Annotated in this window: 21 protein-coding genes; 17 read left to right on the plus strand and 4 right to left on the minus strand. The window is 72.2% G+C overall.

The features are described from left to right. The coding region (locus LUM46_RS11030; RefSeq protein WP_274993949.1) for an RNA polymerase sigma factor at positions 1-513 on the minus strand (513 nt) is incomplete at its 3' end. A gap of 463 nt (positions 514-976) precedes the next feature. On the opposite strand from LUM46_RS11030, the gene LUM46_RS11035 reads away from it, so the two are divergent. Together LUM46_RS11035 and LUM46_RS11040 are read left to right on the plus strand one after the other, a co-directional pair. Beyond that, positions 977-3,433 carry a hypothetical protein gene (locus tag LUM46_RS11035; protein ID WP_274993950.1) on the plus strand — a complete coding sequence of 819 codons (2,457 nt, stop codon included), beginning with the start codon at positions 977-979 and terminating at the stop codon, positions 3,431-3,433. 123 nt (positions 3,434-3,556) lie between these two features. Beyond that, positions 3,557-5,707: a hypothetical protein gene (locus LUM46_RS11040; protein WP_274993951.1), complete on the plus strand. Its 2,151-nt coding sequence runs from the start codon at positions 3,557-3,559 to the stop codon at positions 5,705-5,707. A 13-nt stretch (positions 5,708-5,720) separates the two neighbouring features. On the opposite strand, the gene LUM46_RS11045 is transcribed toward LUM46_RS11040, so the two are convergent. Continuing rightward, the gene (locus tag LUM46_RS11045; RefSeq protein ID WP_274993952.1) at positions 5,721-6,059 is read right to left on the minus strand and encodes a DUF192 domain-containing protein; all 339 of its coding nucleotides are present in this window, start codon (positions 6,057-6,059) and stop codon (positions 5,721-5,723) included. Positions 6,060-6,242: 183 nt separating this feature from the next. Between LUM46_RS11045 and LUM46_RS11050 the strand changes: the two genes are divergently transcribed. From LUM46_RS11050 to LUM46_RS11105, 12 genes are read left to right on the plus strand one after another with little or no spacing between them, the layout of a single operon-like run. Next, positions 6,243-7,055, plus strand: coding sequence for a hypothetical protein (locus LUM46_RS11050; protein ID WP_274993954.1), 813 nt, complete (start codon positions 6,243-6,245; stop codon positions 7,053-7,055). Continuing rightward, entirely contained in the window at positions 7,052-7,756 is a 705-nt protein-coding gene (gene cpaB, locus LUM46_RS11055) for a Flp pilus assembly protein CpaB (RefSeq protein ID WP_274993955.1), read from the plus strand. Before LUM46_RS11050 ends, cpaB begins: the two co-directional genes overlap by 4 nt. Before the next feature lie 2 nt (positions 7,757-7,758). Continuing rightward, entirely contained in the window at positions 7,759-9,372 is a 1,614-nt protein-coding gene (locus LUM46_RS11060; RefSeq protein ID WP_274993956.1) for a hypothetical protein, read from the plus strand. A 1-nt stretch (position 9,373) separates the two neighbouring features. Further along, complete coding sequence (locus LUM46_RS11065) at positions 9,374-9,730, plus strand: TadE/TadG family type IV pilus assembly protein (protein ID WP_274993958.1); 357 nt, start codon at positions 9,374-9,376, stop codon at positions 9,728-9,730. Between the two features lie 18 nt (positions 9,731-9,748). Then, a complete protein-coding gene (locus LUM46_RS11070) occupies positions 9,749-11,077 on the plus strand; it encodes a TadA family conjugal transfer-associated ATPase (RefSeq protein WP_274993959.1) in 1,329 nt (442 codons plus the stop codon). Next, positions 11,074-11,997 (plus strand): type II secretion system F family protein, encoded by a 924-nt coding sequence (locus LUM46_RS11075; protein ID WP_274993960.1) that lies wholly within the window; start codon positions 11,074-11,076, stop codon positions 11,995-11,997. Before LUM46_RS11070 ends, LUM46_RS11075 begins: the two co-directional genes overlap by 4 nt. Position 11,998: 1 nt before the next feature. Further along, positions 11,999-12,880, plus strand: a complete 882-nt coding sequence (locus LUM46_RS11080; protein ID WP_274993961.1) for a type II secretion system F family protein — start codon at positions 11,999-12,001, stop codon at positions 12,878-12,880. Continuing rightward, positions 12,867-14,114, plus strand: a complete 1,248-nt coding sequence (locus tag LUM46_RS11085) for a sensor histidine kinase (protein WP_274993962.1) — start codon at positions 12,867-12,869, stop codon at positions 14,112-14,114. The genes LUM46_RS11080 and LUM46_RS11085 overlap by 14 nt, the downstream gene beginning before the upstream one ends. Further along, positions 14,114-14,797: a response regulator transcription factor gene (locus LUM46_RS11090; protein ID WP_274993963.1), complete on the plus strand. Its 684-nt coding sequence runs from the start codon at positions 14,114-14,116 to the stop codon at positions 14,795-14,797. Before LUM46_RS11085 ends, LUM46_RS11090 begins: the two co-directional genes overlap by 1 nt. A 10-nt stretch (positions 14,798-14,807) precedes the next feature. Continuing rightward, positions 14,808-15,119: a hypothetical protein gene (locus LUM46_RS11095; protein WP_274993964.1), complete on the plus strand. Its 312-nt coding sequence runs from the start codon at positions 14,808-14,810 to the stop codon at positions 15,117-15,119. Between the two features lie 35 nt (positions 15,120-15,154). Further along, positions 15,155-16,714: an OmpA family protein gene (locus LUM46_RS11100; protein WP_274993965.1), complete on the plus strand. Its 1,560-nt coding sequence runs from the start codon at positions 15,155-15,157 to the stop codon at positions 16,712-16,714. 2 nt (positions 16,715-16,716) lie between these two features. Then, on the plus strand, positions 16,717-17,352 hold the full coding sequence (locus tag LUM46_RS11105; protein WP_274993966.1) for a pilus assembly protein TadG-related protein: 636 nt from the start codon (positions 16,717-16,719) through the stop codon (positions 17,350-17,352). A 9-nt stretch (positions 17,353-17,361) separates the two neighbouring features. Here LUM46_RS11105 and LUM46_RS11110 read toward each other — a convergent pair whose 3' ends face one another. Beyond that, positions 17,362-18,402 (minus strand): alpha/beta fold hydrolase, encoded by a 1,041-nt coding sequence (locus LUM46_RS11110; RefSeq protein ID WP_274993967.1) that lies wholly within the window; start codon positions 18,400-18,402, stop codon positions 17,362-17,364. 97 nt (positions 18,403-18,499) lie between these two features. On the opposite strand from LUM46_RS11110, the gene LUM46_RS11115 reads away from it, so the two are divergent. After that, positions 18,500-18,973, plus strand: coding sequence for a MerR family transcriptional regulator (locus tag LUM46_RS11115; RefSeq protein WP_274993968.1), 474 nt, complete (start codon positions 18,500-18,502; stop codon positions 18,971-18,973). Positions 18,974-19,018: 45 nt separating this feature from the next. Here the strand turns inward: LUM46_RS11115 and LUM46_RS11120 are convergent, their stop codons facing one another. Continuing rightward, entirely contained in the window at positions 19,019-20,278 is a 1,260-nt protein-coding gene (locus tag LUM46_RS11120) for a nucleotide disphospho-sugar-binding domain-containing protein (RefSeq protein ID WP_274993969.1), read from the minus strand. Between the two features lie 139 nt (positions 20,279-20,417). Between LUM46_RS11120 and LUM46_RS11125 the strand changes: the two genes are divergently transcribed. Both LUM46_RS11125 and LUM46_RS11130 read left to right on the plus strand, forming a co-directional pair. Continuing rightward, positions 20,418-21,578: an alpha/beta hydrolase family protein gene (locus LUM46_RS11125; RefSeq protein WP_274993970.1), complete on the plus strand. Its 1,161-nt coding sequence runs from the start codon at positions 20,418-20,420 to the stop codon at positions 21,576-21,578. 161 nt (positions 21,579-21,739) lie between these two features. Further along, on the plus strand, positions 21,740-22,189 hold the full coding sequence (locus LUM46_RS11130) for a YbaK/EbsC family protein (protein ID WP_274993971.1): 450 nt from the start codon (positions 21,740-21,742) through the stop codon (positions 22,187-22,189). Positions 22,190-22,200: the final 11 nt, after the last annotated feature.

Raw genomic sequence — 22,200 nt, forward strand, 5'->3', positions numbered from 1 at the left:
GACGGTTTGGGCGTGGGCGGCGGCGAAGGCGCCGGCGAGGCGTTCCTCGGCGCGGCGTAGTCGCATGGTCACGGCGTGGGGGCGTACGCCCAGGCTGGTGGCGATGTCGGCGACGGCGCGGTCGTGGACGTGGCGTTCCAGCAGGAGCTGGCGGTCGTCGTCGGCCAGGTCGGACAGGGCGGTGCGGAGCATGGTGACGTCGGCCTGGCGTTCGGCGTCGAGCTCGGCGCCGGCGACGGGGGGTGTCAGGGCGGCGAGGGTGTCGTCCTGGACGGGGTGGGCGCGGCCGGTCTCGCGGGTCATGGAGATGGCTTCGTTGACCGCGGCACGTCGCCAGTAGGGGGCGGGGTCGGTGATGGTGCCGCCGGTGGACACGATGCGGACCATCTTCTCCAGCGCGCGGCTGGTGGCTTCCTCGGCATCGATCCCGGGCACGCGGGCCGCGACCGAACGCACGACGTTGGGACGATGCACCACCCAGCCCTCGGCGCCCTGGCTCCCGCTGGTGGTCACGCGGTCCTGCCTCTCTCTGTCGCGCACGTTTGTGTGCTTTCCCATCGGAGATCACCCGAAGAGCCGTGATGAGGCGCAGCCGTCCGGGCCCAAAGGTCAAAGGCGTCTATTGCTCGCGCGGCATTTATCCGGAATATCCTTAAAGGTGATCCGGTGCGCCTGCCCGGTGTGCTCAGCATACGAAAGAGCGGTACGTGCTCCTACTCCTGGCGCGAGGAGGTGGTCCGGGGTCGCCCGTGATATTGCGCACCGGTGTTCAGGCCCACGAGGTGGGCGTAAGACATTCTGCTCGTCTGCGGGAATACCTCTCGTGACCCGCGGGCACAGCTGGTGATTCCGCACGGGGAAATTGCCGGACGCCGGTGTCGGCGGGTCCGAACGGGCCCGTGGGCCCAGCGTCCTGGGTGCACAGCTGGGTCGCCGGGCCGTCGTGGCCTGCGGCGTCGCTCTCTAGGTTGGCTGGGTGACCAGCATCGACCTCCGTACCCGCCGTCGCGGCACGGTGACGCCGCGCTCCGTCCGGTCGCGTCGTGACGGTGAGGCCGGGCAGGCACTGACCGAGTACGTGGCGGTCATCGGCGTGCTCCTGCTCGTGGTCGGTGTGGTGTTCGCCGCGGCGACGCCGGTCGCGGCGGACGTGAGCGAGCAGCTGCTGTGTGCGGTGGACCCCATCGTCAAGGAGGATGGGGCGCAGGCCTGCGGCGAGCCGGACGGCGGGTCCGAAGGCCCTGGGGGTGAGGACAACCCTGGCGACGGATACGAACCGCCGTCGGGCGACTGCGAGCAGGACGTCACCTTCGACTCCGTGGACAACCCGGACTCGGAGTCGGACACCTCCGTGGTGCAGATCGACTGCGTCTGGTACCCCGGTCCGAGCAGCTGCTTCGCGGACAACCTGCCCGAGGGGCACGCCGACCGGAGCGCCGGCGACCGCGTGTATCTCGAGACGGAGATCCAGGACTTCGTCGACTGCGTGCTCGACGGGCAAGGTGGTCCGAAGGACGACCCGAACGACGAGAGCTGTGTCAACGCGATGCCGACCAGCGGGGAGCTCGACGAGGACGCGCCCCCCAAGGTGCAGGTGGGCTGCCGTGAGCTGCCGGTGCCCAAGGGCTGCGAGAAGGAGTGGAAGGCCTACGAGGACGCCGCGCCCGGCAAGGACCGCGCGGCCCGCTCGGGCGAGCTGGCCAACTGCATCACCACGAAGTACACCAGCATGGAGCCGCCGTGCGTGATCGAGGCCACGGGCCATGTCGAGAGCGAGAACGTCCAGTTCCTGTTCTTCCGCTGGGGAGACAGCAACGGCACGCTGATCGAGAAGCTCGGCGACGGGCGCATCCGCATCCACATCCTGAGCGGCGTCGAGATGGGGGCCGGGGTGAGCGGTAGCGACGTGGGCGGTACGCCCGTGGCGTTCGACATCGCCGGTATCACGGGCTACGCCAAGGACAAGACCTACGAGTTCACGGACATGCAGAAAGCTCAGGACTGGATCGACTGGTACAAGAAGTACGACGAGGTCAACGGCAAGCAGAACACCTGCTCCGCAGCCAGGCAGAACTGGACCGGCGGCTGTGGCAGGAACCCTTACTTCGAGCAGGCCGAGGAGCTCCGGGGCCAGGAGCCCGACCACCACGAGCTGGCCGAGGCCGACAGCAGCATCAAGAGGGTCAAGCTCAAGGGAGGCCTGAAGTGGGGCCCGCAGACCGGTGCCACCGCGCTGAAGGGCGCGGTCGAGGGTGGCTACGAGGGCGAGGTCCAGGTCGAGGACCGCCGGTGGTCAGACGGGAGCCGGCAGGCGACGTACACGTCGTCCGACATCGGTGGATTCCTGATCGGCGCCGAGCTGTCCGGCAAGCAGCCGTTCACCAAGAACAGCAACGGCGCGGGCAAGGGCAAGGGGCAGGTCGGCGCCGAGTGGAAGGGCACCACCAGCACCTCGGTGGTGTGGAACAAGGACGGCGAGCTGTCCCGCCTCATCATCGCCATGGACGACCAGGTCATGCGCACCCTCTACAAGGCAGGCGTCGACGTCGACGTCGTGCTGCCGTACGGCTTCAAGGTCACCGGCGGGTACAGCAGCCAGGGCGAGGAGGGCACGCTCTCCAAGCGCGAGCTGATCATCGACTTCAACCAGTACCCGGAGCTGCGCGAGAAGCTCGGCCCCAAGATCGACGAGGTCTTCCCCCGCGACCGCGAGGGCAACCTCATCAAGGGCGACGTCGAGATCAACGGTCAGGACGGGGAGGGCGGCGAGCTGTACGAGGCCGCCGAGGACCACGCCAACGTCCGCAAGCTGACGTACGACATGGACCGGGTCACCGGGAGCGGCGGGTTCGGACTCAAGTGGCAGGGCCTGGACCTGTTCAAGGTCGACTTCACGACGGTCGACGAGAACCGCAAGCTGTCGGAGTCGTCGTTCGAGGTGACCGACGTGGACGGCAACCGGCAGACGACATCGCCCGCACCACAGTGCCGGGCCAAGGACTTCGAGCAGCCTGAGGGGTACTACAGCAACGACTTCTCCGACCCGCACACCAGCCGTGCCGACTCCCGGCACGACATCGGTGCGCAGTACGTCGACAACGAGACGCCGCAGTACACCGAGGGCACCTACCCGGGCACCGACTACTCCGGCGACGTGCCCGGTGACCGTGCCGACCGGGTGCGCTCCCTGCTGGACGAGTACGGCAAGGCGTTCCCTGACAAGAACATCCTGGTCGTCAAGGACTTCGAGAAGTTCTCCTTCAGCAACCTGTTCGGGTTCGTCCACCTGGCCACCGTCGACGGGATGGACGTGATCGCCATGAACTCCGGCACGGTCAAGAACAAGGGCGACGGCGGCTGGATCAACTGGGGCTTCAGCGGCAGCTACGACTACGACCCCGAGACCAAGATCGTGAAGTTCAAGCAGAAGTGAGGTGCGGGCGCCGCACAGCGGACGAGGCGATGCGTCGGTAGGCCCGGGGGCCTACCCGTTCTGGGCGCACAGTTGGGTCGCCGGACCGTCGTGACCTGCGGTTCTGCTCCCTAGGTTGGCCTGGTGACCCATGCCGAGGCCCCCAGCCGCCGTAGCGCCGCGTCGCCGCGTGCCCGCAGGCCGAGGCCGGACGGTGAGGCCGGGCAGGCGCTGACCGAGTACGTGGCGGTCATCGGTCTGCTCCTGCTCGTGGTCGGTGTGGTGTTCGCCGCGGCGACGCCGGTCGCGGCGGACGTGAGCGAGCAGCTGCTGTGTGCGGTGGACCCCATCGTCAAGGAGGAGGGGGCGCAGGCCTGCGGCGAGCCGGACGGCGGGTCCGAAGGGCCGGGTGGTGGGGACGGTCCAGGCGACGGGTACGGCCCGCCGGCGGGCGACTGCGAGCAGGACGTCACCTTCGACTTCGTGGACAAGCCCGATTCCCAGTGGGACACCGCCGTGGTGCAGATCGACTGCGTCTGGTACCCCGGGCCGACGATCTGCTTCTCGGCGAACATGCCGGACGGGCACCTGGCCCGGGACCGCGACGACCGCGTGTATCTCGAGACGGAGATCCAGGACTTCGTCGACTGCGTGCTCGACGGGCAAGGTGGTCCGAAGGACGACCCGAACGACGAGAGCTGCGCCAACGCGATGCCGACCAGCGGGGAGCTCGACGAGGACGCGCCTCCCAAGGTGCAGGTGGGCTGCCGTGAGCTGCCGGTGCCCAAGGGCTGCGAGACGGAGTGGGCCGCGTACGAGGACGCGGCGCCCGGCAAGGAACGGGCCGCGAGGTCCGGGGACCTGGCCAACTGCATCGCGGAGAAGTACGCCTCGATGGAGCTGCCGTGCGTCGTGGAAGCCACCGGGCACGTGGACAGCACGAACGTCCAGTTCCTCTTCTTCCGCTGGGGAGACAGCAACGGCACGCTGATCGAGAAGCTCGGCGACGGGCGCATCCGCATCCACATCCTCAAGGGTGTCGAGTTCGGCGTGGGCGCCAGCGGCAGCGACGTGGGCGGTACGCCCATCGCGTTCGACATCGCCGGCATCACCGGCTACGCCGAGGACTACACCTACGAGTTCACGGACATGCAGAAGGCTCAGGACTGGATCGACTGGTACAAGAAATACAGCATGTCCGCTGAGATCGTGGCCAGCGGCGGCGGCCGGAACTGTCCGCCCCCGATGATGACCAGCTACTGTCCGCCGCCGCCCGACCACATGCCCGACGTCGGCGACGTGATGCAGCTCCAGGACGACGAGCCCGACCACCATCTGGTCGCCACCTCGACGAGCGACATCAAGAAGGTCAAGTTCAAGGGCGGCCTCAAGTGGGGCCCCCAGACCGGTGCCGTCGAGCTGAAGGGCAGCGTCGAGGGCGGCTACGAGGGCGAGATCCAGGTCGAGGACCGGCAGTGGTCGGACGGCAGCATGACGGCCACGTACACGTCGTCGGACATCGGTGGGTTCCTCATCGGGGCGGAGCTCAGCGGCAAGCAGCCGTTCACCAAGGACAAGAAGGGCAAGGGAGACAGCTCGGGCAAGGGGAAGGGCAAGGGGCAGCTCGGCGCCGAGTGGAAGGGCACCACCAGCACCTCGGTGATCTGGGACAAGGACGGCAAGCTGTCCAAGCTCACCATCGCCATGGACGACCAGGTCATGAAGACGCTCTCCAAGGCGGGGATCGACCTCGACCTGGTGCTGCCCTACGGCTTCAAGGCCACCGGCGGGTACAGCAAGCAGGAGGAGGAGGGCACGCTCTCGAAGACGGAGCTGATCATCGACTTCAACCAGTACCCGGAGCTGCGCGAGAAGCTCGGCCCCAAGATCGACCAGATCTTTCCTCGCAACGACGACGGCACCCTGAAGAAGGGCGACGTCGAGATCAACGGGGAGGACTCCGAGGGCGGCGAGCTGTACGAGGCGGCCCAGGACCACGCCAACGTGCGCCGGCTCGACTACGACATGGACCGGGTCACCGAGGGGGGCGGGCACGGGCTCAAGTGGGAGGGCCTGGACCTGTTCAAGGTCGACTTCACGTCGGTCGACGAGACCAGGACCCTGTCGGAGTCGTCGTTCGAGGTGACCGACGTGGACGGCGACAGGCAGACGACGTCGCCGTCTCCGCAGTGCCGGGCCAAGGACTTCGAGGCGCCCGACGACTACTACAGCACCGACTTCTCCGCCCCGCCGACCCCGACGTTCCGTGGGGGTCAGAGCTACGGGGTGCCATGACCCGGCCGGCGCGCTACTCGTGGACCAGGGCGACCTGGCTGTCCGGCCGGAGCCCCCAGCGGGCGAAGCTCCCTGCCGGCGCCTCCAGCACCTGGGTGACCCCTCGGCGGGGCGCGGTCATGCCCCACGGGCGCAGCACCTGCGTGTGCACGACCCGCAGGTCCGCGGAGAGCAGGGCGACGTCGAGCGGTACCCGCATCCACGCGCCGTGCACCGACGTGCACGGTCGCAGCAGCAGGGCCTCCGGCAGCACGCGGCGGAACAGCAGCCCGCGCGCTCGGGTGAGAACGGTGTCGGCGACGACGGCCTCGGCGGCGGGACGTCCGTCCACCACGAGCCTGACCTGCTGCATGGTGATGCTCCCCTCGGTGGTGGTTTCGGGCCTGGGAGCGAGGTTCACCCGCTCGGGTGAACGGCTTGGGAACTTTCCCCCAAGCCATGGCCAATATGAGGTGATTTACGCCATTTGGGTGTGAGGATCGCAGGAACGAGTTGCTCCTGGTTGCTTTCGAGCCGTTCGAAGAGAGGAACGTCCTTGCAGGTCATCGCGATCGGTGGGCCGGAGGGTGTGCACCCGGCCGTACATCGGGCGGAGCGCGCGCTAGGCGCTGTCGTCGACGCCGTGGCCGAGCTCCCGGCCGACGACGTGGTGCTCGCCACGCGGGACGAGCAGGCTCGGAAGATTGCCCGGGCCGCCCGTCTGGTGCTCGGGCCGGAACGGGTAGGTGTGCTCCACGTCGACGCCCCCTGCACGGCGTGGGCAGTGATGCTGGCGGGCATCTCGGCGCCGGGCCTGACCGCGTCGTCCGCCCGCGCGGTGGCCGACGAGGTGCTCGCCCGCACCACGACGCGAGCCCTCGTGTCGAGCGTCGCCTCGCTGCACCGCCCCGCGCCGACCTTCCGCCAGCACGCGGGCAGCTACCTGCCGGGCACGGCGTTCGTGGTCGACGCCGGCCGGGCCACGGTCGGCCGGTTCCGCGGGAGCCTCGGGGTACCGGACGGCGGCGACGTGCTCGTCGTGGCCCGCTCCGCCCGGCCGGTGGTGCGGGAGGAGGACGGCGCGCTGCTGCCCCGTACGCCGGACACCGAGCTGACCGGCGTCGGCGACGGTTGGCCCGCGGCGCGCTGGCTGGAGGCGTCGACGATCGACGGCTCGCTGGGCACGGCGGTGACGACCGCCCTGTCCCGCTCGTACCTGTGGGGTGCGTGCGATGCCTGTGGCCGCGCAGTCACCGCGGCCTGCATCTTCTGCGACATCGGGGAACGCCGTCCCCGAGCGGCACGACCCGACATCCAGCCCGAGACCCAGCCCGACATCCAGCCCGACCCCCAGGGAGCGATCAGTTGAACCCGCGTCAGCGCCGGGGAGTGCTCTTCCTCGTCGTCACCTCGATCCTCGCGGTCGCCGTCTTCGTCGGCGTCCTCTCCTACGTCAGGACCGTGAGCTCCCAGGTGGGGCCCATGGTGACCGTGCTCCAGCTCAACCGGTCGGTGGATGCCCTGGAGCCCGTCGACGAGTCCATGCTGGACCGGGTGACGGTCCCGGAGCGCTGGGTGCCGCGGAGCGCCGTGCGGGACGTGGCGGACGTCGACGACCTGGTGGCGGCGACCGAGTACGAGAAGGGCTCGCTGCTGCAGGGCGGCATGCTGGTCGAGCGGCCGGGCGTGCAGCCGGGGTTCCGCGAGGTGGCGATCATCGTGGACGCCGAGACCGGCGTGGCCGGCAAGGTGGCGCCGGGCGACCACGTCGACATCATCGCCACCATGGGTGGCACTGGTGACGTGAAGCCGGTCTCCCGGGTGTGGGTCTCGAACGTGCTGGTCCTCGAGGTCGGCCTGCCGCGGACGCTGGAGGACCCGGACGACCTGTCCACCAGCAGCGGCCTGCCGGTGACGTTCGCGCTCAGCACCGAGGACGCGCTGACGCTCGCGTACGTCGAGTCCTTCTCCGTGAAGATGCGCCTCGCCCTACGGGGTGCGGGCGACGAGGACATGCTCCCGGCCGAGCAGCGGGTCTATGACGGATCGACTCCGAAGGGACAGGGCTGAACATGGCGACCAAGGTGCTGCTCGCGACGCCGTCGCCCGAGGTCAGGGACCACATCGGCCACGTGTTCGCCGAGTCCGACGGCTTCGAGCTCGCCGCGGCGGTCTCCGACGGCGCGGGCGTGCTGACGGCGCTGGACCGGCAGCCAGACATCGGGATCGTGGTCGTCGACGAGGCCGCCGACGACGGGCACGGGCACGCGGTGGCCCGCGCCGTCGGTCTGGCCACGCCGCTCACCGGCATCGTCATGGTCGTGGACGCCCACGGCCCGGCCGAGATGAGCCGGGCCATGGCCGCCGCCATGGAGGTCGGGGCTCGCTCGGTGATCGCCCGGAACGCGGGGCTGGAGGAGGTGCTGACCCGGCTCGAGGCCGTGGCGTCGTGGTCGGCCATGGCCCGCGCCTCGATCGCCGCGGAGCGCAACGGCGGACGCAGCGGCCAGGTGGTGGCGATCGCCGGGGCGAAGGGTGGCGTCGGGACGTCGGTGCTGGCCCTGCTGCTCGCCCGGGCAGGGCGCGCCGGCGACACCGTGCTCGTGGACCTCGACCTGGGCGCGGGCGACCTCACCGCCTATACGGGGGTCCGCACCCGCCGTTCCGTGGTGGACCTCGCCGCGGTGGAGGGCGAGATCACCGGGCGCATGCTCCGTGAGACCACGTACGAGGTGCCCGGAGGCCTGCGGCTGCTGTCCGCCCCGAGCGAGGGCGAGCGCGGCGAGGAGATGACGGCGGTGGCGGCCCGGTCCGTCGTGAGCGCCCTGCGGTTCGAGTCCGGCCTCGCGGTGATCGACGTGGGCACCCACCTGGACGAGCCCCGCGCCACGGCCCTGGAGTTCGCGGACCGGGTGCTGCTGGTCACCACGCCGGACCTCCCGGCGCTGCGGGCCGCACGCCGCAGCCTGGCGCAGTGGGACAGGCTGGCGATCCGGCGCCCGTCGACGGTGGAGCTGGTGCTCAACCGCCGCACCTCGCGCGACGAGGTGACGCCCGCGCTGGTGGAGCGGATCGTGGAGCGCCCGGTCGCGTTCACCGTGCCCGACGGCGGCCCGGCGTTCTCCGGCGCGGTCAACACCGCGACGCTGCTGGAGACGCCGACCGCCGTGCACACGGCGGTGGCCAAGGTCGGCGTCGCGGCGCTCCGGACGGAGCAGGGCTCCACCCAGGCGGGCGGTGCTGACGGCCCCACGGAGGTGGAGGCGCTGGTCACCGGGTCGTCCCGCCGGACGGGCCGGCGCAAGGGCGCGGACCCCGAGGCGGGCCAGTCCACCGTCGAGCTGCCCGTGATGATCCTGCTGGTGCTCATGGCGCTCGTGCTCTGCGTGCAGGGCATCGGATGGGCGTCGGGCCTGCTGGCGGCACGGGCCGCGGCGCAGGAGGGCGCGCGGACGGTCGGCGTCATGGGGTACTACGACGACGGCGGCCGGCCCCGCGACGACGTCGTCGACCAGGTGCGGGACGACGTGCGCGAGCGTCTGCCGGACGCCTTCCGTTCCGCCGTCGCCCCGACGGACATCGAGGTCTCGCCCGAGACCGTGAGCGTGCGGGTGACGGTCTCGACGATCCTGCCCGGTGTCGACCTGTCGGCGTCCTCCTCTGCCGCCGTGTTCCGGGAGGGTTGAGGTGCCCGGGCAGTCCCGCCGCGAGTGCGGGCAGGCGTCCGTCGAGCTGGTCGGCCTGGTGTTCGCGATGCTGCTCGTGGCGCTCCTGGCGATCCAGGGCATCACCGTGGCGCAGACCGCGTCGATCGCGCAGGAGGCTGCCCGCAACGGGGCCCGCGCGCTGAGCCTGGGCCAGGACTGGGAGGCAGCGGTGGAGCTGACGATCCCCGACGGGCTGAGCCTGCTGGACAAGACCCCCCACGTCGACGACGGGACCGCACGCGTGCGGGTCGAGGTGTCGGCGCCGCTGGGCCTCGCAGGCATGGAGATCGTCGACGTCGCACTGACCCGGACCGCCGCGTTCCCGGTGGAGGACTGATCTTGGTGGAGGACCGACATGGCGCTACGTGACCGGCTGGCCGCCGACCAGCGGCACGACGAGGACAACGACCTCGCGAAGGTGTACCGCGAGCGGCTGCTGGAAGAGATCGACGTCGACGAGCTCGCCCGGCTCTCGCCGTCCCAGCGGCGCGTGCGGCTGGAGCGGGTCCTGTCCCGGATCCTCTCCGTCGACGGGCCCGTGCTGTCGGCGCGCGAGCGCAGCGCGCTGGTGCAGCGGATCACCGACGACGCGCTCGGGCTGGGCGTGCTGGAACCGCTGCTCGCCGACGAGTCCGTCACCGAGATCATGGTGAACGGGCCGCAGGACGTGTTCGTCGAGCGCTACGGCAAGGTCGAGCGGGTCCACGCGCGGTTCGCGTCCGTCGAGCAGCTGTACCAGACGATCGACCGCATCGTGTCCCAGGTGAACCGCCGCGTGGACGAGTCCTCGCCGATGGTGGACGCGCGGCTGCCCAGCGGCGAGCGCGTGAACGTGATCATCCCGCCGCTGGCCCTGGACGGGCCCACCCTGACGATCCGCCGGTTCCCCACGCCGTTCCGGATGGGCGAGCTGGTGGACCGCGGCACGCTGGACCTGACCACGGCGAGCCTGCTGGGCGCGTGCGTGCGGGCGCGGCTGAACATCGTGGTGTCCGGCGGGACGGGCTCCGGCAAGACGACATTCCTGAACGCGCTGTCCGGCCTCATCCCGGACCACGAGCGGATCGTCACGATCGAGGACGCCGCCGAGCTGTCCCTCCAGCAGGGGCACGTGGTGCGGCTGGAGTCCCGTCCGGCGAACGTGGAGGGCCGGGGCGCCGTCGCCATCCGTGACCTGGTGCGCAACGCACTACGCATGCGCCCCGACCGCATCATCGTGGGCGAGGTGCGCGGCGGCGAGACGCTGGACATGCTGCAGGCGATGAACACCGGCCACGACGGCTCGGTCGCCACCGTGCACGCGAACACGGCGCGGGACGCGCTGGGCCGGCTGGAGACGCTCGCGTCGATGAGCGAGCTCGACCTGCCGGCCGCGACCCTCCGCGACCAGATCAACTCGGCGATCGACCTGGTGGTGCACCTGGAGCGGGCGCAGGACGGGTCCCGCCGGGTCACCGAGGTGCAGGCGGTCACCTCGCAGCGGCGCGAGGAGTACGCGCTGACCCCGCTGATGGAGTTCGTCCCCGACCTCATCGGCCCCGACCGCTCCGTGACCGGCCGGTTCGTCGCCTCCGCCCCGCCGCCGGAGCTGCTGGACCGGCTGCACCGGGCGGGCGAGACGGCGCCCACGGTGGCCGCGGCCCCGGTGGCCGTGCCGGCCGAGACCCGTGGTGAGGTCCGATGACGTTCCTGCTCATCGCGCTCGGCCTGCTCCTGACGCTGCTGATGGCCGCCGCCACGGTGGCGACCATGGTCAGCAACGCCGAGACCGAACGCCGCATGGTCGAGACCGCCGACCTGGACCAGCCGCCCGGCGTACCCGTCTTCGCCCGGCTCGACGAACGGCTGGTCCGCCTCCCGTGGGGGCAGCGCCTCGTGGCGCTCCTGGCCGGGGCGGGCCTGCCGACGTGGTCGCCCTCCCTGTTCCTCAGCGGGTCGTGCGCCGCGGCGGTCGCGGCAGGGCTGGTCGTCCTGCCGCTCTTCGGCTGGGCGACGGCGGCGCTCGCGGTGCTGATCGTCGCGGTGGGCGCCCGGCGCTGGCTGGACCGACGGCGCACGCAGCGCGTGGACAGGTTCGTGGCGCAGCTGCCGGAGCTGGCCCGGCTGCTGGCCAACGGTGCGTCGGCCGGGCTGGCGGTGCGCCGGTCGCTGGAGATGGCGGCGGAGGAGATGACCGAGCCCGCGGCGTCCGAGGTGGCACAGATCGGCGCCGAGATGGCGGTGGGCCGGTCCCTCCAGGACGCCCTGGCGAGCCTCACCGAACGACTGCCCTCCCGGGAGCTGTCGGTGCTGGTGCAGACCCTGGCGATCCAGGGCCGCTCGGGTGGTGAGCTGGTGACCGCCCTGGCGGGGATCGGCCAGACGCTGGAGGAGCGGCGGCGGCTGCGGCGCGAGGTGGTTACGTCGACGATGGGGGCCCAGTTCTCGGGGTACACGGTGATCTTCCTGGCGTTCGGCGCGGTGGCGCTGATGAACGCCTTCAGCCCCGGCGTGGTGGACGAGATGATCACCAACTTCGCCGGCCAGGTGGTCCTGCTCGTCGCGACCGGGCTGTTCACCATCGGGTACCTGCTGGTCCGCCGGCTGTCGAGGGTGGAGGTGTGACGTGCTGGAGCTGCTGATCGCGGCGGGCGCCGCGCTGCTGGCGGTGCTGGGGATGGTCGCCGGGCGGCTGCTGACCAGTACCGGCCTGGAGGACATCGAGGCGGAGTACGCGCCGGAGGAGGAGCCGCGGCAGCGCGGGTTCGTCGCCGTGCTCGACCGCGTGGGCGCGCCGCTGCTCCCGCTGGCGGTGCGGCTGCACGGGCGGCAACGGCTGCAGCGGCTCGACACCGTCATCCGGCGCGCGGGCCGTCCCGAGGGCGTGACCCTGACGATGTTCGTGCGGCGGGAGTCAGGGCTCGTGCTGTTCGGCGTCGTCTTCGGTCTCCTGTTCACGCTTCAGGACCTCTGGACGGTCGGCGCGCCGATGGCCGTGGTGCTGTGCGGGTGGATGCGCCTGTGGCTGTACACCGAGGCCGCCAAGCGGCGCCGGCAGATCGACGCCGAGCTGCCCGACTTCCTCGACGTGCTGGCCGTGACCGTGACGGCCGGGCTGGGCTTCCGCCAGGCCCTGGAGCGGGTGTGCGAGTTCCACGGCGGTGCGCTGGCCGCCGAGATGCGCACCGCGCTGCAGGAGATGAACGTCGGCGCCTCCCGGCGGCAGACCTTCGTGGCGCTGCGCGAGCGCAGCCGGTCCGCCGCGGTCGGCACGTTCGTGACGGCGCTGCTGCAGGCCGAGGAGCTCGGTGTGCCGCTGGCGGACGCCCTCACGGGCATCGCGTCGGACGTGCGCCGCGAGCACGCCGAGAACGTGCGTCAGCGTGCGGCGCGCGCGGTGCCCATGGTGTCGCTCGCGGTGACGATGACGATCCTGCCGGGTGCGCTGATCCTGATCGTGTCGGCAGTGCTCGTCGCGAACGCGGGGGTGCTCGGTGGGCTTTTCTGAGCGGCTGAGCCCGCCCCGCGCGATGGACGCGCTGACGCAGCGCGCCATCGGCCCCGCAGTGCGCCTGCTGTGCCAGGTCCGGCTGGTGATCCTGGCGTTCGCGCTGGTGCTGGCCCTGCTCGACGGCGCGGGCTGGCTCGGCGTGTTCCTGGTGGTGCTCGCGGCGCCGTTCTCGTTCGTGCCCGCGCTGAACTGGGACACCCGGGGCCGGTTCTACGCCCGCAACGGGATCCTGCTGGCGGGCGACACCGCCGTCGCCGTCATCGCGCTGCTGCCGCTGGCCGGGTCGCCGCTCATGGCGGTGTACGCCGCTGCGACCGCCGCGCTGTGGGGCCTGTTCGCCGGCCTGCGGCTCGCGCTCGTGATGGCGGCGCCCCTGTGCCTGTACCAGCTCACGGCGTACAGCGACGGCTGGCGCGGCATGGTCACCGGTGCGGCCGGTGCGGCGCTCACCGTCATCATGGCCTGGACCGGCACCCACCTGGGCCGCCGGCTGCGGCGCCAGGCCGTCCAGTCGGCCCAGCTCGCGGCCGCCCGCGCCGACCAGGCGGCCCTCGCCGAACGGCTGAGCCTGGCCCGCGACCTGCACGACACGGTGGCGGGCGACCTGGCGGGGCTCGCCCTGGCCACGCGCGGGCTGGCCGACCGGCTGGAGCGGGAGGGAGCGGCGCCGGGCACGGTCGGGCTGGCGCGCGACCTGGGCGTCGCCGTCCGGACGACGCACGACCACACCCGCCGCGCCCTCGGCGAGCTGCGCGACGACCCCGACGGCGTGGCGGCCCAGGTGACCGAGGTCGCGCGGCGCTGGACCGAGCGCACGGGGATCCCCACCGCCGTCGACATCGCTCCCGAGGTCGACGAGGTGGCCGGAGCGGGCCGTGCCCGGCACGTCCGGGCCATGGTGACCGAGCTGCTGGAGAACGTGCGCAAGCACGCGCACGCCTCCCGGGTCGGGCTGGTCGTGTCGGCGGCGGGCGACGTCGTCGAGCTGGTCGTGTCCGACGACGGCACCGGGCTCGGTCCCGCGGTGCCCGGCGGCGGCCGGTACGGGATGCGCGGCGTCCGCGAACGCGCGGAGCTGTGCGGCGGCGAGGCCGGGTGGACTCCAGGACCGGACGGCGGGACCACCGTTCGCGTCGTGCTGCCCGCGGAGCCGTCCGGCGAGGCCGCGCGGGCGCCGCGTCCGGGAAGGGCACGGACCGAGGACCGCGCGACGACAGCTGAGGTGGCCTGATGCGGATACTCGCCGTGGACGACAACCCCATCATCCGGATGGGCCTGCGGACGCTGCTGGACGGGACGCCCGGTGTCACGTCCGTGATCGACACGGGCGACCCCGACGAGGCGGTGGCGTACGTGCGCGCCGGGCAGGTCGACGTCGTGCTGCTGGACGTCCGGATGCCCCGCATGAGCGGGCTGGAGCTGCTGCCCCGGCTGTCCGGCGCCACGGTCGTGATGCTGACCCACACCGACGACCCGGCGACCGTGTCCGAGGCGATCGCCGCCGGTGCGGCCGGCTACCTCGTGCACGGTGCGCTGGAGCCGGCGGCGATGGTCGACGCCATCCGGCTCTGCCGGAACGGCAGCCAGGTGGTCTCCGGGGTCGCCGCGGCCCCCGCCGTGCGCGACCGGGGACCGTCGGTGCGCGAGCTCCTGTCGCGGCGCGAGGCCGAGGTGATGGACCTCGTGGCCGAGGGCCTCTCGAACGGCGAGGTGGCGGCACGGCTGTTCATCTCCGAGAAGACCGTGAAGAACCACGTGAACAGCCTCTTCGCCAAGCTTGGCGTGACCACGCGGAGCCAGGCCATCGTGCGCTGGCTCCACGAGGGCCCGAACCGCGGTAGTGCCACGGGCCCAGGCAGAAACGGGCCTGCACCGGGTCCCCGCGCCCTGGGACCGGCCACCGCGGCTCCGTAGGTTTGCAGGCGTGGTCGAGGTCCGCAGGGCCCACGGCCGGCACCCGGACACCAACGTGGAGGTCACCATGAACAAGCTGATGCACAAGGCAGTCGCGGCCAGGACCGCGCTCGTGAACGTCGTCGAGCGTGCGGCGCGCCAGGCACACGACGACGAGCGCGGACAGGGCACCGTGGAGTACGTCGGCGCCGTCCTGCTGGTGGTCGCCGTCGTCGGTATCGTCATCGCCGCGGCGAGCGACGTCGGCGACGCGATCGTCCAGCAGCTCACCGACGCCGTCAACGACATCGCCGGCGCGGGCGGTGGCGGTGGCGGCGAGTAAGGCCACGCCCACCTGAACCACGACGGAGGTACTGGATGCGTCAGGCACACCGGGCGGCGCTCGCCGTCGGTCTCGTCGGCCTGCTGGCCGGCTGCGGGCCCATCGGGCCCGACCGGACCGATGCGGTGACGCCGTCCCCGCCCGACGCGTCGGCATCCTCCACCTCGTCCGGAGGCACCACGCCTCCGGACGAGGTCGTCTCCGTGGAGCGGGAGTGGCACGAGGCGCGGGTGCGCTTCGACCTGCGCCCGGTCGAGGTCGACGACGACCTGGCCGTGCTGCGGTACGAGTTCACCGCGGAGCCGGCCGGTGACGACCGGCTGCGCTTCTCGACGGTCACGCTCAGCCTCGGCGGGCTCGGCAAGTCGGTCACCGACGGTCGCGGCGTCCGTCTCGTCGACACCGCCGCCGGCGTCGTGCACCCCGTGGCCACGGCGGCCGACGGATCCGCCGCCGCGCTGATCGAGCAGGTCGGGCGCGGGTCGGGCGACGAGACGCTGCGCGGCTCCGCTGTCGCCGTCTTCGCGGCGCCCGCCGGCGACTCGGTGGACGTGCTGCTGCCCGGGTACGGCGCCGTCACGCTGCCCGTCGCCGCTGCAGGTGACGACCTCGCCGAAGCCGTCGAGCAGGTCGGCGGTGTCGAGCAGACGACGACGAAGCCGCTGCGCGCCTTCACCCAGGGATACGACGCCGAGTCGGCGACGTCCGCCGAGGAGGAGGACGTGACCGTCACGCTGGCCTCCGACGTCCTGTTCGCGACCGACGAGCACACGATGTCGCGCGCCGCGCGGGGCGTGGTCGAACGGGCCGCCGCGTCGATCGTCGAGCAGGCCGACGCCGGCGAGGTGCACGTCGTGGGGCACACCGACGACGTCGACACCGACGCGTACAACCAGGCCCTGTCCGAGCGCCGGGCCCGGTCCGTCGCCGAACGCCTGCGCGCCGACCTGGGCGACGGGTTCACCGTGACCGAGGAGGGCCGCGGCGAGTCGGAGCCCGTCGCGGAGGGAACGGGCGACGAGGCGCGGGCCGCCAACCGGCGCGTCGAGATCCACTTCGAGGGGCACCTCGTGATCGAGTCCGAGGAGGCCCGGAACGATCTCCCGGGGACCGACGCCCCGACGGCACGGAGCGCCGCCGTCACCATCGCGACGGACGACGGCGAGTACACGGTCGAGGTCGAGTCCATGGTGCGTCGCCCCGGGGCGATCGTCGGCACGCTCGTCGCGGAGCGAGCCACGGGCACCGCCGTCGACCCGGCCTGGTTCCTCCCCGCTCATCTCAAGCTGTTCGGCGACCGGAAGTTCGGCACCCTGGCCGAGGTGGCCGGGCCGCACAACCTCTCCCTGCTCGCCCCGCAGGAGCGGGTGCTGCCGTTCGACTACGTGGCCGAGACGAGGTCCGGCGGGTTCGTGCTGCGCCGGCTGGCCGGGGACGAGGAGGTCCAGACCCTGGACCGGGGCCAGTCGACGGCGATCACCGTGGTGTGGCCGGACACCGGGCAGGACACCGTGACCGTCGACGGGCCGGACCGGTTCCGTATCACCGACGTGCCCGTCACCGACCCACCCGTCACCGACCAGGCGGGGGAGTGACCATGACACGCCGGCCGGCCAGGATGCGCCCAACGGCCGACGACCGTGAGCGCGGCTCGATGCACGTGATGACGATCCCGATCGCCGTCGGCATGCTGACCGCCGCGGTGCTGGTCGTCACGATGCTGGGCTCGGCGACCAACGACCGCCGCCAGGCCGGGACGGCCGCCGACGCCGCGGCGCTCGCCGCCGCCCAGGAGTGGAACGAGCACCTGGGCCTGCTCCACGGGCTGCACCTCGGGATCTCCGAGCCGGACGCGTTCTGGGGGATCGCCGAGCAGGCCCTGCTCGGCCCGGACCTCGAGGACGAGATGAACGAGGCGGCCCGGGCGTACGCCGAGCGCAACGGGGCGGAGCTGGTGGGGGAGGTCAGCATCGACCCGGAACTTCTGCAGGTGACCGCGCACGTGCGGCACGACGAGAGCGTGCCGGGCACCGAGTTCCGCTCGGAGGCGACGGCGACGGCGGGCATCACGCTGCGCGGTGGGCTGTGCCTGGGCGACGACGGCCTGGGCTGGCTGATCGACGGGCTGTGCCGCACCGAGCCGGAGCCGGAGGACCCGCGGGACGATGACGAGCCCGCCTGGACGCCGCCCGACGTCGACGGCTACTCCGGCGCCGTCGTGCTGGTGGACTGACGCCGCTCGTCATTCATCGAGGAAGCCCAGCAGCTCGGTCGTGACGAACCCGGGGTTCTCCTCGACGAGCCAGTGCCCGGCGTGCGGCACGTCCACGGCGCGCACGATGTTGGTCATGCGTGGCGCTGCCGTGCCCCGGACGGCGTCGAGCTGCCCCTCGGCGGACATGAGCAGGGTCGGGACGTTCACCGGGTCCGCCGCCGTGGCGTCCCGCACGTCCTGGTCCAGGGCTCGGTAGAGCTCGAAGCCGCCGGTCAGGGCCTCGGGCCTGCTGTAGGTCCGCGCGTACTCGTCGACCTCGGCGTCGGTGAACGGGGAGCGCTCCGAGGTGCCGCCGAACGCCGTCCCGCCGAACGCCACCTGGGGGTAGAACATCGCCAGGTACTCGCGGACGTCGTCATCGACCAGCGCCTCGGGGACGTCTCGCTGGGAGTGGAAGGCGATGTGCCAGCTCAGTGAGCGATAGGTGGGTGCGTCGAGGGCAGGTCCCGGGAGCGGGAGGTCGAGGTACCCGAGGCGTGCGGTGTCCGCGGGGAACTGGGCGGCGTACTGGAACGCCACCGCCGCGCCCAGGTCGTGCCCGACGACCTGGGCGTCGCGCACCCCGAGCTGCTCGGCGACGAGGCCGTGCACGTACCGCGCGAGGGTCGCCTTGTCGTAACCGTCGGGTACCCCCGTGCTGTCGCCCAGCCCGGGCAGGTCGACGGCGTACACCGTGTGGTGTTCGGCGAGCTCCGGCATGATCGACCACCAGCTGAACCACGTCTGCGGCCAGCCGTGGAGCAGGACCACCGGCGAGCCGCTCCCACCGGTCACGTAGTGCATCCGGACTCCGTCGACGGTCGCGAACTCGTGCCGGAAGCTGTCCTGGAACTCGGGGTCGTCCTGCGTCGCGGCGACATGAGCCGGAGGGTCGGCGACGTGCGTGGCGTCGGCTTGCGGAGTGCACGCGGCGAGACCGACGGTCAGGAGCAGGGCGAGCGTGGCGGTCGCCGCTGCCTGCGGGCGGTGGGAAGCGTGGCGTGGGGCGCGTCCTGGTGCGGAGGTCATGGGGTTCCTGTCCTGGCGAGGCGTGGTCGGCACCCGGTCGGGGCGTCCGGCCCGTCGGGGCTTGCGGGCAGCGCCCAGCCTGTGACTTCATGTCCACATGAAGTCAACCCTCGTGTCCGGAGACGAGTCGGTCTGGTCGGTCGGCGACCTCGCCGCGCGGTTCGGCCTGGAGACGCACGTGCTGCGCCACTGGGAGGCCATGGGCCTGCTCAGCCCGACGCGTGACGGTGCCGGACGGCGCCGCTACGGCACCGACGACGCCTTCCGGGTCGCCACGATCATCCGCAGCAAGGCCGCGGGCATGAGCCTGGAGCAGATCCGTGTGCTGCTCGACGGCGGCGCGTACGACCGCCACGTCATCCTCGAGGCGCACATCGCGGACCTGGAGCAACGGATGGCCGAGATGGAGCTGTCCCGCGAGATGACGCGCCATGCCCTCGAGTGCCGCGCCCACGACATCACCGCGTGCCCGAACTTCCGTGCGCACGTCCAGGACATCGTCGACGGGAAGGTCGGCCAGGGACCGACCCTGGCGGAAGCGCTGCGCAGCGGCCACAGGCAGCCGTTCTGAGCGGGGGATCCACCTGACGCGGCTATTCCGCGTAATGTCCGACGGTCAGTCGGTGAACCGCTCCAGCTCCGTGACGAGGAGCCCGCCCTCAGCGTCGCGTCGTGCTGCCACGCCGAGCGCCTCCGCCGCCCGTGCATAGGCCGGATCCTCCACGACCTGCCGGACGGCGCGCGCGACCGCCGAGGACGGTGCCGTGCGGCGTACGGCGACACCGGCACCCCTGGTGGTCACGCGCACCGCGTTGTCCGCCTGGTCACGCCCGTGGTGCAGCACGACGGCAGGGAGCCCGGCCGCGAACGCCTTGACGAGGGTGCCGTGCCCGCCGTGGGTCACGACGAGAGCGGCCTGCCGCATCACGTCGCGGTGCGGCGCGGAGGCGACGACGGTCACGTTCGACGGTGCGCGCAGGTCGGTCGGCGAGAGCGCCGGCCCGGTCGTGACCAACCCGCGGACCGGGAGGCTGCCGAGAGCGTCGATGATGCGCTGCAGGCACGCGGCCTGGTCCTGGAAGGTCGACGAGAGCGCGACGAGGACCAGGGGAGCGTCGCCGGGCGGTGCGGACCAGGCGGTGTCGACGGCCCAGGCCGGGTCGTCGAGCACGGGGCCGACGTACCGTGCGTTCGAAGGGAGCTGGGCCGGGAAGTCGAACTCCTCGCTGGTCAGGAGCAGCAGACGCCGAGCTCGGCGCACCTGGTCCCAGGTGTGGTCCACCGGTGCCAGCCCGTACTCACCGCGCACGGCATTGAGCCGGGGGAGCACGTACTTGTCGACGAGGCGCGTGCTGGCACCGTTCACCAGCCGGTCCCGGAGCCTGCCCAGGGGCCCGCTGGCCGGTCGTAGCCCCATGCCCATCGGCGGCATCCCCGGGGCAGGCATGGTGTAGATGTTGGGCAGCAGGACGTCGAACGGGATGCCCTCCGCGTCGGCGGCGAGCATCGCGCCCAGCGCGACGAACGACGTGACGACCAGATCGGGCCGCTGCCGCTCGACGGCCGCCGTCACGTCGAGCGCCTGGCCCGCCGCGGGGCCGACCAGCATGTGGTCGGCCATCCCGCGGGCCTGAGCGAGCGGGCTCCTGATCTCCCAGTCACGGTAGCGGGTGCCGTCCGGGCTTCGGTCGGACCGGTTGGGGGCGGCTTGCCAGGGCATGAACGCAGCACCGGCGGCGGCGACCTCCGGGGCCATGGAGTCCTCGCCCAGGACCGTCACGCGATGCCCCCGCTCGACCAGGCGCCGCGCCGCACCGAGCTCGGGTGGGACGGTCCCGCCCCCGTCGGTCAGGGCGAAGAGATAGGAGTGCGTCATCGGCCCAGGCTAGGGGCTCGAACCGGGTCGAACGAGCGTTTTTGCTGGACAGGGGTTCGTTCAGGGATCTCCCTGGCTCGTCCCTGGAACCGCCCGGGAACCCTTGGCCCGCGGGTCGGCGCCGTGAAATAACCCAGACATGAAGACACGTAGACGCATGGTTCCGACAGCACTCGTCGCCACGGCACTCGTGGCCTGCGCGGCGCTCGCCGCACCGAGCGCGTCGGCCGGCCCGACGTCGGGCACCGTGCCGTCCGCCGACGCCGTCCCGAACCTCTCGCTGCCCGAGCCGACCGGCCCGTTCCCCGTCGGCATGAAGCCGGTCCATCTCGTCGACGCCGACCGGGCCGACCCGTGGCGCCCCGAGGAACGTCGCGAGCTCATGGTGTCCGTCTGGTACCCGGCGGTGCCGTACGGCGACCCCGCGGCGTACACGTCGGAGACGGTCTCGGCGGCGATCGTCGAGAGCGCGAACCTGCCGGTGCCGCCCGACGTCCTGACGACCGTCGCCACCCACTCCCGCGACCGGGCCCCCGCACTGCCCGGCCGGCGGCCGCTCGTGGTGCTGTCGCCCGGCGCGGGCCTCAGCCGCGAGTCGCTGACGTCGCTCGCCGAGGACCTCGCCTCACGGGGGTACGTCGTGGCCGGCATCGACCACACGTACGAGGCCCGCGCCGTGGTGCTCCCTGACGGCAGGGTCGCCGGCTGCCTGCTCTGCGAGCGAGAGAACAGCGCAGAGGTCGGCGCCTGGGTCACCCGAGGGCGGGCCCTCGACATCAGCTTCGTCCTCGACGAGCTCACGCACGGCAGGCTCTGGCGGCACGGTCCGGCCGTCGACGCACGGCACATCGCCGTCGTCGGCCACTCGCTCGGCGGCTCGGCCGCCGCGGCGGCGATCGTCGACGACCGGCGCGTGGACGCCGGGGTGAACATGGACGGCACGTTCCAGGTGGACTTTCCCGAGACGGGGACGGACCGGCCGTTCCTCATGCTGGGCAGCGCCTCGCACGAGCCGGGCGCCAGCGACGGGACCGACTGGCCGGACAACCGGGCTCGCCTGGGCGCGACGGGCCTGTGGCTGCAGGTTCCGACCGCCAACCACGGGTCGTTCACCGATCAGCTGATGTTCCTCGACCAGCTCGGTGTGCCGCTGCCGGGCGGGTTCGTCGCCGGCGCCCGGGGCGTGGAGATCACCAACGCCTACGTGGGCGCGTTCCTGGACCGCCACCTGCGCGGAGCGGACGCGCCGCTGCTCGACGGCCCGTCGGACGCGTACCCGGAGGTCGAGTTCCGCGGCTGACCGGCCGTGCTCCGTGCCGACCCCGCGGTTCGGCCCAGAACTGACCTGGTTCCGGGCCGAACCGCAGGGCTGGCGCGTCGAACTGCCGCTGACGTCGGCCCGAACCGTTGCCTAGGATCTGGCGCACGTCAAACACAGCAACGCACGCCGCCGTCGAGAAGTTGACCGCCGCGCTCGCCGGGGCCGGCGCCACCGGCCCGGTCCGGTGGCTGGACGACGCCGCGACCACCGCGGCGCTCGCCGCCGAGCACCTCGGCATCACCGTGGGCCAGATCGCCAACTCGCTCGTGTTCTTGTTCGACGGCGTGCCCACGCTCGTGCTGACCTCCGGCGCACACCGTGTGGACACGGCGTGGCTCGGGGAGCAGGTGGGCGCCACGATCACCCGAGCCTCGAAGGAGCAGGTCAAGGAGGCGACCGGTCAGGTCATCGGCGGCGTCGCGCCCGTGGGGCACCCCGCGCCCGTGCCCACCTACGTCGACACCGCGCTCGCCGCGCACGACGAGGTGTGGGCGGCCGCGGGTCACGCCAGGACGGTGTTCCCGACGACGTTCGACGAGCTGGTCCGGATCACCGGCGGCACGCCGACGGCGGTGGCGCCGCACGCCTGAGCGGGGGCCCG

It is taken from the genome of Promicromonospora iranensis (assembly GCF_028994805.1).
GTDB classification, from domain to species: Bacteria; Actinomycetota; Actinomycetes; order Actinomycetales; family Cellulomonadaceae; genus Promicromonospora; species Promicromonospora iranensis.